12 protein-coding genes are annotated in these 12,707 nt (G+C 54.8%); 7 read left to right on the top strand and 5 right to left on the bottom strand.

The features are described from left to right. Positions 1-15: 15 nt before the first annotated feature. The 7 genes from ACOSDM_RS05015 to ACOSDM_RS05045 all read left to right on the top strand — a co-directional run bounded on the left by ACOSDM_RS05015 (position 16) and on the right by ACOSDM_RS05045 (position 9,061). A complete protein-coding gene (locus ACOSDM_RS05015; RefSeq protein ID WP_420723395.1) occupies positions 16-1,032 on the top strand; it encodes an MraY family glycosyltransferase in 1,017 nt (338 codons plus the stop codon). After that, the gene (locus tag ACOSDM_RS05020) at positions 1,014-1,919 is read left to right on the top strand and encodes an NAD-dependent epimerase/dehydratase family protein (protein WP_420723396.1); all 906 of its coding nucleotides are present in this window, start codon (positions 1,014-1,016) and stop codon (positions 1,917-1,919) included. The genes ACOSDM_RS05015 and ACOSDM_RS05020 overlap by 19 nt, the downstream gene beginning before the upstream one ends. Before the next feature lie 59 nt (positions 1,920-1,978). Then, complete coding sequence (locus ACOSDM_RS05025; RefSeq protein ID WP_420723397.1) at positions 1,979-3,928, top strand: polysaccharide biosynthesis protein; 1,950 nt, start codon at positions 1,979-1,981, stop codon at positions 3,926-3,928. A 25-nt stretch (positions 3,929-3,953) separates the two neighbouring features. Continuing rightward, a complete protein-coding gene (gene purH, locus ACOSDM_RS05030; protein ID WP_420723398.1) occupies positions 3,954-5,510 on the top strand; it encodes a bifunctional phosphoribosylaminoimidazolecarboxamide formyltransferase/IMP cyclohydrolase in 1,557 nt (518 codons plus the stop codon). A gap of 19 nt (positions 5,511-5,529) precedes the next feature. Continuing rightward, positions 5,530-6,408, top strand: coding sequence for a DMT family transporter (locus ACOSDM_RS05035; protein WP_420723399.1), 879 nt, complete (start codon positions 5,530-5,532; stop codon positions 6,406-6,408). A 54-nt stretch (positions 6,409-6,462) separates the two neighbouring features. Next, complete coding sequence (locus tag ACOSDM_RS05040) at positions 6,463-7,170, top strand: HugZ family protein (protein WP_420723400.1); 708 nt, start codon at positions 6,463-6,465, stop codon at positions 7,168-7,170. A gap of 286 nt (positions 7,171-7,456) precedes the next feature. Beyond that, a complete protein-coding gene (locus ACOSDM_RS05045) occupies positions 7,457-9,061 on the top strand; it encodes a phosphoenolpyruvate carboxykinase (protein ID WP_420723401.1) in 1,605 nt (534 codons plus the stop codon). Positions 9,062-9,123: 62 nt separating this feature from the next. Here ACOSDM_RS05045 and ACOSDM_RS05050 read toward each other — a convergent pair whose 3' ends face one another. The 5 genes from ACOSDM_RS05050 to ACOSDM_RS05070 all read right to left on the bottom strand — a co-directional run bounded on the left by ACOSDM_RS05050 (position 9,124) and on the right by ACOSDM_RS05070 (position 12,633). Then, positions 9,124-9,690 (bottom strand): hypothetical protein, encoded by a 567-nt coding sequence (locus tag ACOSDM_RS05050; protein WP_420723402.1) that lies wholly within the window; start codon positions 9,688-9,690, stop codon positions 9,124-9,126. A gap of 33 nt (positions 9,691-9,723) precedes the next feature. Next, positions 9,724-10,293, bottom strand: a complete 570-nt coding sequence (locus ACOSDM_RS05055) for a hypothetical protein (protein ID WP_420723403.1) — start codon at positions 10,291-10,293, stop codon at positions 9,724-9,726. A gap of 56 nt (positions 10,294-10,349) precedes the next feature. Next, a complete protein-coding gene (locus ACOSDM_RS05060) occupies positions 10,350-10,916 on the bottom strand; it encodes a hypothetical protein (protein WP_420723404.1) in 567 nt (188 codons plus the stop codon). 151 nt (positions 10,917-11,067) lie between these two features. Continuing rightward, on the bottom strand, positions 11,068-11,817 hold the full coding sequence (locus ACOSDM_RS05065) for a hypothetical protein (protein WP_420723405.1): 750 nt from the start codon (positions 11,815-11,817) through the stop codon (positions 11,068-11,070). Between the two features lie 42 nt (positions 11,818-11,859). Next, a complete protein-coding gene (locus ACOSDM_RS05070) occupies positions 11,860-12,633 on the bottom strand; it encodes a hypothetical protein (protein WP_420723406.1) in 774 nt (257 codons plus the stop codon). Positions 12,634-12,707: the final 74 nt, after the last annotated feature.

Raw genomic sequence — 12,707 nt, forward strand, 5'->3', positions numbered from 1 at the left:
CCGTAAATCGACCCCATGATTTTCTATATCGTCTTTTCCGGGATAATTTTTGCCCTCAGCATTTTGCTGACCGGTGTCGTGCTGCGCTGGTTGCGTCACCGCGCCATTCTGGATGCGCCCAATGCCAGGTCCAATCACGATACGCCAACACCCCGTGGCGGGGGGATTGCAGTCGCAGCGACGATCGCGATTGCCTGGATTGCCTTGCTGTGGCTGCGTCCTGATCTTGCGATAGGCCTTAATCCGGCAGTGATGTTGGGCGCCTTGGGCCTGTGTCTTTTGTCCTGGCTGGATGATTTACGACCCCTGGGGGCGGGATTGCGCCTGCCCGCGCATTTGGTCGCCTGCGCCATCGGGATCTGGGCACTGCCGGATAACGGTCTGGTCTTTCAGGGACTGTTGCCCGCATGGGCGGATGCGGTGCTGGTTGTGCTAATCTGGGCTGGGTTTCTGAATTTCTATAACTTTATGGATGGGATCGATGGCATAACCGGTGTTGAGACCGTCGGAATTGCGGGCGGTTTGGCGTTGTTCGCAATTGTTGTGTCGATGGAGCCTGCTTCTGAAAGCTTGCCGATGGCAGCACCTTTGGCAATCGCTGCGGTCGCTGCTGGTTTTCTGGTGTGGAACTGGCCGCCTGCAAAACTGTTCATGGGGGATGTTGGCAGTGTGCCTTTGGGCTATTGCCTGGGCTGGTTTCTGCTCTTTCTGGCCGTAAAGGGTAATTGGGCGGCGGCGGTGATCCTGCCGGCTTATTATCTGGCGGATGCCGGATTGACCCTGGTAATCCGGGCCGCCCGTGGTGAGAAAGTCTGGCTGGCCCATAAAGAGCATTTCTATCAACAGGCGGTTGCATCCCGCATGAATGCTGGTCTGTCGCGGCGTCGCGCGCACTGCCGTATTTCCGCCGTCATTGCATGCCTGAATGCCGCCCTGGTTGCCCTTGCCCTGCTATCGCTCAGTCATGCGATTGTGGCATTGGTCGTAAGCGTCGCTATGGTGGGAGGAGTATTATGGTGGATGAAACGCTGAAGCCGGGCAGTACCGTTCTGGTGACCGGAGCCAGCGGTTTTGTCGGGCGCGCGGTATGCGCCACATTGACCCGGGCCGGATACAAGCCCCGTCCCGTTGGCCGTCATGATGTGGGCGAGATTCATCGCGGCACCGATTGGGGCCAGGCCCTGCAAGAGTGTCAGGCGGTGGTTCACCTTGCGGCGCGGGTTCATATCATGGGCCATGACAGCGCAAAAGGGGAAGATGCCTTTCGAGAGGTCAATCTGCACGGCACCGCCAATCTGGTGCGTCAGGCGGCAGATCGGGGCATTGGCCGCTTTGTGTTTATGAGCACGATAAAGGTTCTGGGCGAAAACGGGGTCGAAGTAACACCGGACGACCCGCCCGCCCCGTTTGACGCCTATGCCGTCAGCAAGACAGAGGCGGAAGCCGCAGTGCGGGAGTTATCCGGTGATATGGAGACCGTGATTTTGCGCCCTCCCCTGGTCTATGGACCTGGCGTGAAGGCAAATTTTGATCGACTGATGCATCTGGTCGCCAGCGGATGGCCCCTGCCCTTTGGCGCAATCGAGAACCAGCGCAGCCTGATCTATATCGATAATCTGGCCGATGCGGTGCGCCATGCGCTGACCTGTCATCCCGGCACCTATCACCCGAAAGACAGCCGCGATTTCAGCACGGCCAATCTGGTCCGTCTTCTGGCTCAGGGTATGGGGCGACGCTGTTTCCTGCTGCCGGTTCCAGTGGCCCTGATGCGGGGAATGGGACGCCTAACCGGAACTTATCCGGCCGTTGCCCGCCTGACGGGCAGTTTCACCTCTAATGGCGCAATGGATGGCTGGGAGCCGCCCGTGCCTGCGGAACAAGCCATGTTGCAAACCGCGCGGGCGTTTGCCGGGTCGTAAAGGCACAGGAAACGAGTCATTCGCTTGCCTGAGAACATTTGCAAGGCTATACGCCAGTTATGTTGGGGCCATTGAAACATAACCGCGCGCGCATCGCCTTCACCCATGACGTGATTATGGCGGCATTGTCCTTTCCCCTATCGCTGTATCTGCGTATGGGGGATGGGATTTTTATATTTGCCGGCAGCTATTTACTGCGCGGAACAATAATCTTCACGCTGATCGCCGCCGTGGTTTTTCTGACCAGTCGCCTGTACAAGGGGATCTGGCGCTACGCCTCGATTGATGATCTGGTTGCGATGACCAAGGCCGTGACCCTGATCGTGCTGATCTTTCTGCCCCTGATGTTTATCGTTGGGCGTTTGGAATCGGTGCCCCGCTCCCTGCCTCTGATCAATTGGTTTGTTCTGTTGGCGATGCTGGGCGGGCCACGGTTTCTATACCGTGTGATGAAAGATCGCGGCATTCGCAAAGGATTGCTGAAAAGCCCTACAAAACAGGTCCCCATCCTGTTAATCGGCGCCGGAGACGGGGCCGAGTTATTTCTGCGAGAACTTCGTCGGGATGCCAATACGCCCTATCATCCGGTCGGCATTCTGGATGAAACCGGCGGTCGGGTCGGTCGGGAAATCCACAATGTGCCGGTTATGGGCACGGTGGAGGATATTCAGGACGTGCTGAAAAAATGCGCCCTGGCTCCGCAAAAATTGGTCATTACCAAGGAAAACCTGGACGGGGCACTGGTTCGCCGTGTCATGGAAAAGGCAGAGGCCCATGGCCTGACCGTATCGCGCGCGCCGAAACTGACGGAGTTGCGCGGTGGCCTGGATTCTGAGCGATTGGAAATCAAGCCGGTTGCGGTTGAGGATTTGCTGGGTCGCCCCCAGCAACCGCTGGACCGGGAGGCGATGAAGGCGCTGGTTCGGGGTCGGCGGGTTCTGATCACCGGGGCGGGGGGAACGATCGGGTCCGAATTGGTGAACCAGATCGCCGACAGCCATCCGTCGCATCTGTTTCTGTTCGATGCTTCGGAATATCAACTCTACCAGATCGATATGGCGATGGCGGAAAAACATCCCGATCTGCCCCGCGAAGCCGTTTTGGGCGATGTGCGCGACAAGATGCGGGTGCAGGACACCATGCAGCGCCTGCGCCCCCAATTGGTGTTTCATGCTGCCGCCTTGAAACATGTGCCGATGGTTGAGGCGAACCCGTTGGAAGGCGTACAGACCAATGCATTGGGCAGCCGCATCGTCGCGGATGCCTGCCGCGCGGCGGGTGTCGATTGCATGGTGCAGATTTCCACGGATAAGGTTGTGAATCCAACCAATGTAATGGGCGCAACCAAACGTGTCGCAGAATCCTATATCCAGGCGCTGGACCCGGTTTCCCGCGCCGAAGGCGGCACCCGCTATGTTGTCGTTCGGTTTGGCAATGTGCTGGGATCCACCGGGTCCGTGGTGCCGCTGTTCCGGCGTCAGTTACAGGCGGGCGGTCCCTTGACCGTGACCCATCCCGATGTGACCCGGTACTTTATGACTGTGCGTGAAGCCGTCGAACTGGTCTTGCAGGCGGCCGTTGTCGGGACAGAGGATGCCGATGCCGCTGGCCGGATTTTCGTGCTGGATATGGGCCAGCCCATCAAGGTTCTGGATCTGGCCCGTCAGATGATCCAGTTGGCCGGACTGCAACCCGACAAAGACATCCAGATCAAATTCACCGGATTGCGGCCCGGTGAAAAACTGTTTGAAGAATTATTGCATGGCGGTGAGGCCGAATTGCCCACCCGCGCGCCGGGCATGACCCTGGCGGCACCCCGTACTGCGAATCTGAAAGATCTGCAATCTGCCCTTGATGCGCTTGAAAAGGCTGCGCGGGCCGGACAGCGTGATACAGTGCTGCGCATTATGACCGATTTGGTGCCGGAATATACACCTGATCCCGGGACAATGGTGCCCGTCGTCTCGGAACGCGCCGTTCCGGAGTCGGGGCGCCCCCAGACCGATTGACCTGACACGAAGGAACTTGCTTGCCATGACCGATATGCCAATACACCGCGCTTTGATCTCTGTCTCGAACAAGACAGGGCTGGTGGAGTTCGCTCAGGGTCTGGCGCGCCATAAAGTGCGCCTGCTCTCGACGGGTGGGTCAGCGAAGGTATTGAAAGAGGCTGGCCTGGCTGTGACCGAAGTATCGGATCACACCGGATTTCCGGAAATCATGGACGGGCGCGTGAAAACGCTGCATCCATCGATCCATGGCGGTATCCTGGCCCGCCGGGATGATCCAAAGCATCGGGTGGCGATGGAGACCCATTCCATCTCTCCCATCGATATGGTGGTGGTGAATTTGTATCCGTTTGCTGAAACGGTCGCATCCGGGGCCAGCTACGAAGAATGCATCGAAAATATTGATATCGGCGGGCCGGCGATGATCCGTGCTGCGGCAAAAAACCATGAATGCGTCACCGTCAGCACCGATCCAGCCGAATATGAAAGCATCATCAAAGCGATGGATGAGAATGACGGTCACACACCGCTGGAACTGCGCCAATTCCTTGCGAGAGAAGCATATTCCCGCACGGCTGCTTACGATAGTGCGATTGCAAGCTGGTTTGCCTCGCAGCAGGGGGAACACTGGCCCAAGCGTCTGGCCGTTGCCGGTCGTCGGTCGCTGAAACTGCGCTATGGTGAAAACCCGCATCAGCAGGCCGCCCTATATACCCGTGCTGGCGACCATCGTCCCGGCGTTGCCAATTGCGAACAATTGCAGGGTAAGGAACTCAGCTATAATAACATCAATGATGCGGATGCCGCGTTTGAACTGGCTGCGGAATTCGAAGAACCGACTGTTGTGATCGTTAAACATGCCAATCCGTGCGGCGTGGCCAGTGGGGAGACGCTGGCCGATGCCTGGGATGCGGCGCTGGCCTGTGATCCGGTATCAGCCTTTGGCGGCATTGTTGCGGTCAATCGCTCGGTTAATCTGGATCTGGCATTGAAGCTGAAGGAATTGTTCCTTGAAGTGGTGATCGCGCCGGAATTCGGATCGCGCGCGCGCGAAACGCTGGGTCAAAAGCCAAACCTGCGTCTGTTACGCACGGGGACAATGCCCGATCCCAAGGCAGACCGGAATCGCCTGTCTTCCGTTGCGGGTGGTATCTTGATTCAGTCTGCGGATAATGGGCGGGTCTCCTTGGATGATCTGAAAGTGGTGACCAAGCGCAGCCCGACCGATAAGGAACTGTCGGATATGATGTTTGCCTGGCGCGTTGCGAAGCATGTCAAATCCAATGCCATTGTCTATGCCCGGGATAACGCCACGGTTGGCATCGGTGCCGGTCAGATGAGCCGTGTTGATAGCGCGCGAATCGCCGCCCAGAAGTCTTCTGAACAGCAAGGCACAAAGGATTCCGTCGTTGCCTCGGACGCGTTTTTTCCCTTTGCCGATGGACTGTTGGAGGCAATCAAGGCCGGCGCAACGGCAGCCATTCAGCCCGGCGGTTCCATGCGCGATGAAGAAGTCATCGCCGCCGCAGACGAGGCCGGAATCGCCATGGTCTTCACCGGCATGCGCCATTTTAGGCACTGATATCTGTTAGGCGTTCGCCATGGGTGAGGTCAAAGCGACCCTGATCGGGTTTTCGGCGATTGTGATGTGGGGCGCGCTGGCCGTATTCACGACCTGGACCGGGGGCATTCCGCCGTTTCAGCTGGTTGGGATGACGTTTACGATCGCCTTCCTGCTGATGTTGGGGAAATGGCTGTGGCGGAGGGAGGCGATCGGCGCCCATTTGCGTCAACCTGTCCGGGTCTGGATTTTTGGCACTGCAGGCCTGTTTGGCTATCACTTCTTTTATTTCATGGCCCTGAAGAACGCCCCGGCGGTGGAGGCAAGCCTGATCGCCTATCTGTGGCCGCTGTTGATCGTGGTCTTTTCCGCCCTTCTGCCAGGGTCGGAACGGTTGGGCTGGCATCATATCGTGGGGGTGCTGTTGGGGCTTGGCGGGTGCGTCTTGTTGGTGTCCGATGGCGGGTCGGTTCGTTTCAAGGATCAATATCTGCTGGGCTATTTGTCAGCAGCCGCCTGCGCCCTGACCTGGTCCAGTTATTCGGTCGGATCGCGCTATTTTGGCAAGGTGCCGACCGATGCCGTGGGCTGGTTCTGTGCCGCCACGGCGATTGGCGGATTTGTCTGTCATGGCCTGTTTGAAACCTGGATCCAGCCGGAAACGCCGTTGATCTGGATTGCAATCCTGCTGTTGGGATTGGGGCCGGTCGGGGCGGCCTTCTTTGCCTGGGATATCGGGATGAAACGCGGCAATATCAGGACATTGGGGGCCTTGAGCTACATGGCCCCGCTGTTGTCTGCGATCCTGCTGGTGGTGGCGGGACAGGCCAGCGTCAGTCTGGTTCTCGCCCTGGCCTGTTTGGCCATTGTCGCCGGTGCCTTGTTGGCGGCAAAAGACATGATCCGACGCCGCATATAAGGAATTCTTGCAGTCCAAGGTGGAACAAGATCAGATTGGGTCATGGAAAAAGACATGTCGACAGACAATCCCGCCAAGACCTGCCGCCTGCTGGTGCGGGCGACAGACAGGGCTGTCCTGTCCACCAGATTGCCCGACACGGGGGAGCCTTATGGCTCCCTGGTCCTGATCGCCGCGACGCCCAGGGGCGAGCCATTGATGCTGCTCAGTGACCTGGCCGAACACACGAAGAATCTGAAGGCCGATCCACGGGTCTCGCTGTTGATCGATGGGACCGCCGGGCTGGACAATCCCCTGACCGGGGCCAGGGTCAGCCTGCAGGGGCGGATTCAAGCGGACGATGATGTACTGGCGCGAACCCGCTATGTCCGGCGCCATCCCTCTGCCCGGCTGTATGCGGGATTTGAAGATTTTTCGCTTTATCGTCTGATCCCGGATCGGGCCCATCTGGTCGCGGGTTTTGGGCGCATAAACTGGACACAGGACGTGCTGTTTACGGGCGATTATCAGGATCTTGCAGAAGCGGAGGCTGAAATTTTGGCCCATATGAACAGCGATCATCTGGATGCGGTGGGCCTATATGCGAATCGCTTGCTGAAGCGTTCCGGGGTTGGATGGTTTTTAACAGGCATTGACCCGGAAGGGTGTGATTTGCGTCGGGGCGGCGATTGTGCGCGTCTGAATTTCGCCACGACTGTAAGCGATGCGGAAGGGGCGCGACGGGAATTTGTGCGTTTGGTTCAATTGGCGCGATCTGCGTAAGAAAATGCCGAAAATGCGGCATTCCAGACTCGCCATTCTGGGGTGTGGCTAGTATAAACATCGCCCCGGCATGCTGATCAGGTGGGGGGTGAGGCAGCAAGGCTTTCACCCGTGTTGGATTGGGCGACACCATAGAGGCTGTGACCTCATCAGGTGTGCGTCTATAATTGAAGCGTAGGCAACAAAAGCGTCGGCTAAAAGCTCGCACATTGTCTGATCCCGGTCTGAGATCGCGACAGTTCAGTATGGCGAAATCCTGCCAGGCGCGACCATGGAGGAATATTTGGTGTCCGAGAAAATTATCTCCCGCAGCTCCTATGGGCTTGGTAAACACGGCATCGTCAATGCGGCGGTGCAGCACTGGAATCTGGGCACGGAGGCGCTGTATGAAGCGACGGTGCGTCTGGGGCTGGGCACGATTACCAAAGGTGGGGCGCTGGCCTGCCAGACGGGTAAATATACCGGGCGCTCCCCGAATGATAAATTTATCCTGGAAGAGGCGAATACGAAGGACAGCATCTGGTGGGGCAAGGTCAATAAGCCGATCAATCAGGACCGTTTCGACCGCCTGCATGCGATGACTTCGGTCTATCTGCAAAACCGCGATCTGTATGTTCAGGACCTGTATGCCGGGGCGGATCCAACCTATCGGCTGAAGGTGCGCGTCATCTCTGAAAGCCCCTGGCACGCCCTGTTCGCGCGCAACATGTTTATCGTTCCAGAGGCTGAGGCCTTGGCGGATTTCGTGCCTGATGCGACCATCCTGCACGCGCCCTTCATGAATGCGGTGCCAGAGCGGGACGGCACCAATTCCGAATGTTTCATCCTGGCGGACCTGAATCGCAAACTGGTTCTGATCGGGGGCAGCCAATATGCTGGGGAGATTAAGAAATCTGTCTTCTCCCTGATGAATTACATCCTGCCGGAAAAGGGTGTTCTGCCGATGCATTGCTCCGCTAATATTGGCGCACAGGGCGATGTCGCGGTGTTCTTTGGTCTCAGCGGCACCGGTAAGACGACCCTGTCGGCGGATGGATCACGCACATTGATCGGTGATGATGAACATGGCTGGTCCGACAATGGCGTCTTCAACTTTGAAGGCGGGTGCTATGCCAAGGTGATCAATCTCAGCCAACAGGCAGAACCGGAAATTTTCGCCACCACGCAGCGATTCGGCACGATTCTGGAAAATGTCGTGTTCGACCCGTTGACCCGTGAATGCGATCTGTATGATGGAACGCTGGCGGAAAACACCCGTGCCTCTTACCCGATTGATTTCATTCCCAATATCGAAGCATCGGGGATGGGCGGTCAGCCGCAGAATATCGTCATGTTGACGGCTGATGCCTTTGGCGTACTGCCGCCGATTTCGCAATTGACGCCGGAACAGGCCATGTATCATTTCCTCAGCGGCTATACCGCCCGCGTGGCGGGGACGGAGCGCGGCGTGACCGAGCCTCAGGCAACCTTCTCCACCTGTTTTGGGGCGCCCTTCATGCCGCGCCATCCCACCGTCTATGCCAAGATGCTGGGCGAGAAAATGGCGAAGACCGGCGCGCGCTGTTGGCTGGTCAATACCGGCTGGTCCGGTGGGCAATACGGTGTGGGCAAACGGATGTCGATTCAATACACCCGTGCCATGCTCAGCGCCGCGATTGAGGGCAAACTGGCCTCCGTCGCCAAGGTTCAGGATCCCAATTTCGGCCTGCTGGTCCCGGAAAACTGCCCGGACGTTCCCAACGACGTGCTGCAGCCCAAGACCACCTGGACCGACGGCGGTGCCTATGACTCAACCGCACAAAACCTGCGCGGCCTGTTCCAGAACAATTTCAAACAGTTCGAAACCGATGTTTCCGACGACATCAAAAAAGCCGGCATCTACGCTGCCTGATCGGTGCCTGCCCCGTTACAGCAAAACGCCCGGGCCAAGGTCCGGGCGTTTTTGTATGGAATTCATTTCGCCTCAGGCCGCGCAAAGCGCCCGCCTTTGAGAATGAGTTCTTCGGCAAAACCGCATTCGTCTGGGTCCATGAGTTCTGGGACAGCTAATTTTTTCCCGTTCTTGCCAAAGGAGACCATGAAATCTGAAAAGTCTGCCCCTTCTGCTTGGCGACGTTTAAATATTATGTATGTAATATGCTGAGTCATATAAAATGCGCTCTCTTCGAATTCACCGCCATATTTAGGAAGATGCTCATCGGGTAGGTAATAGCTGATTTGCACGTAAACTTTTTTGTTCGTTATTTTGATAAAGCCGTTTTCCTCAAAACGCCTAAGATCTTCTCCATAAGATTCCCTCACAAGTTCCCAAGCCTCATCAGAGAGATCGCCATATATCAAATGCAAGTCATCTATGGTCTGAGGCGGCACTCGGAAATAGGTTCTGCAGGCGGGATGAAATGCTATAAGGGGCACATTATTTATAATCCATTGAACAGAGAAATATCCTGAAACAAGAATGCTGCCGAGGATTAGCAAGAACCATGCGCGCCCAGTATCTGTTTCAGGATATAGTCTCATAGAATACAGCCTGTCATCCGGAGGTTCTAAAAGTTACTCTGACGAGTCTTGAGCAAAGCGCCCGCCTTTAAGGATGAGTTCTTCGACAAAGCCGCACTCGCCAGATTTCATGAGTTCAGGCTCACCAAGTTTCCTCCCGTAGGTTCCAAAATTTGCCCTGAAGTCGGAAAAGTCCGCGCCATCATTTCTACGCCGTTGAAGAATTTCGTAAGCGGTGTCAGCCGTAGCTCTATAAGCAACTTCTTCAAATTCCCCTTCAAACTTTGCAGCCGTTTTAGGCAGTGGAATATAAAAAGAGAGGGTAACATAAAGCTTTTTGTCTTTGACGGTTAGCAAGTTTGCTCGAATCAGCGCTTCGAGCCTGTTTCCATATCCGACGATGAGAGTATCCCAGAATTCTTGCGTCAATTCACCCGAGACCAGACTTAGATCATCCGTTCCTAGGGGGGCGTTCCGAAAAAAATCTCGGCACGCCGCCCGAAATTGAACGAAGGGAACATTGTAAGTGACCCATATAAAGCTGAAGTACCCACAAGTAAGTACCGCAAACAGGATTGCTAAAAAGAGAAGCCTTCCACCATTGGTTCTAGGATACAGTTTCATATGAGTACCTTCCCTTAGTTCCGGCCTCTCCAACTAAATGATTCTGGTTCCATTGGTTATTGTGATGACTCGCGGGCAAAGCGCCCGCCTTTAAGGATGAGTTCTTCGGCAAAGCCGCATTCGTCTGGTTCCATGAGTTCTGGGACAGTTATCTTTTTCCCCTTCTTACCATAGGAGACCATGAAATCTGAAAAGTCTGTACCCTCTGCTTGGCGGCGCTCAAATATTTTGTAGGTTATAAATTGGGTCATAAGATACGCACTTTCTTCGAATTCACCGCCATATTTAGGAAGATGCTCATCGGGTAGGTAATAGCTTATCTGTACATAAACTTTTTTGTTCTTTATTTTGATAAAGCCGCTTTCCTCAAAACGCTTAAGATCTTCTCCATAAGATTCCCTCACAAAGTCCCAAGCTTCATCTGAGAGATCGCCTGACATCAGATGCAAGTCATCTACGGTCTGCGGTGGTACTCGGAAGTAATTTCTACAGGCAGGATGAAATGCCACAAACGGCACATTATTGATAATCCATTGAGCAGAGAAGTATCCTGAAACAAGAATGGTACCAAGGATTAGCAAGAGCCATGCGCGCCCAATATCTGTTTCAGGATACAATCTCATAGAATACAGCCTGTCTTAATCCCGGTCCGTCCAAACGAATGATTTCGGTTCCAGTTTGCCCTCTTTAATTTTAAAGGTAGCCGTCAAATCTTGCTGCCATGTGGCGGAATTGCGGTGTTTCTGAGGGGGCGCTGAACCCTTTATCCGGCCGTCAGCGGTTCTTTAGGACATCGACCAGTTCATAGGGCGTCTTGCGGGGGCCGCCGATGAAGTCGGGAACTTCCCAGCCTGCGCATTCATACATCCAAGCCAAATTTTTTGGATGCTCGCATCTTTTAGAGGATCTCCCCCAATAGGCATCCAGGTCCTGGATCAGGATATCCAATCCGCCTGAAAGTTCGATAATACGATCAATAAAATCCGGTTCGCCGCCCAACATGGTATAGAAATCCAGATCCGTGCAGATTCCCCAGTTTTCCTCGCGCGAGAACATGAAGCCGCCTGCACCTTTCGTAATGAGAAGATCATAGGAAAAGGCCATGTCGCCATTTATGGAACCGGGCGGGGTCGCGATCGCACCAATGTCTGACCATCGCGTAAAGACAGGCAGATGGAGAACCTCGTCAATTTCCCGCTCTATCAGGGCGATCCAAAGCGGTCGCATAACATCCCAAACCTCAAAGGATTCCCCGTCATCGAAATGCATAAACCGTTGCGGCAAATCTTTTGGGGCCCCCGTTTGGGGTGCTTCGCTCAGCATCGATTCATAGGCGCACCCGCAGATCGCGATGCATTTCCAGTCTGGATTGTTAAAGAAGGGCAGTAGGGCATCATTCTTGGTGAATAGGCGCGATTGATCCTGCGGCACGAAAATGCGCTCCTTTGCCGCCCGAAACAACACATCCGCCTCGTCGACCGTATAGGCCCGAAAGTATCGGTCATTCTCAAACTCGACTTTCATTACTGCGCCTTTGCATATCTAACCAAAATGACGGGATTTTTCTCATTCCCTGCCCTTGTCGGCCACGTCATTGATCCAACTGAGATGGGATCGGTCCAGGCTTTGTCCCGGCTCCAGATTGCGGATGATGTCTGGCACGGGCCACCCGATGCACTCATAGCATGCGAAGGTCCAGTCATGGTCGACAGGAGCGCTCATGACGTAGTGATCAATCCAGCACTGATCAAAATCTGTTCTTAGGAAATCTTCACCACCGGCAAGTTCTATAACGCGGGCCATCAACTGTGGCTCACCGCCTAGAATCGTTACCGTATCGTCGTCACCAAACAGCCCCCAATCGCCATCGCGAGAGAACATGCATCCTGAAGTTAGAATGTTGAGAGGTTCCAAGTTTGCACGCGTGGTTGTATTTGCCAAAGGCAATGAGGATATAGCACCATTTTCCGCACGATGCTCATGATCAGAAGTTTTTAACCGGTTCATGTGAATAACCTCATCCACCTCTCTTTCAACGAGGGTAACGTAAAGAGGCCGAAGTAAGTCCCATTTGTCAGTTTCTCGATCATGTTGCACACATTTTTTAGGGGCGGACGGTCTGATGTAAGAGGAAATTCCCCCCCATGCCGCTGAGCCAAATCCGATGATTTTCCATGTCGGGTCTCTAAATAATGCTGATCCACGAATTGGTGAACTCGTCAAAGAATTCAGATGATCAGGAGAAACGAAAATTTTATCGAAAACAGGCATGAATAGTTGTTTGGTTTCCATTTCGTCATAGACACGATAATAGCAATTTTGATAGTATTCAACTTTCATTTTCTCAGTCTCCGCTGGCGTATTTGTATCTGGTTTTGAAGTTAGCGATCACTTTTCTTTCATTATTGTTTGTG

Origin of the sequence: Hwanghaeella sp. LZ110 (genome assembly GCF_048892525.1) — a bacterium.
Classification (GTDB): domain Bacteria; phylum Pseudomonadota; class Alphaproteobacteria; order UBA8366; family Aestuariispiraceae; genus Pacificispira.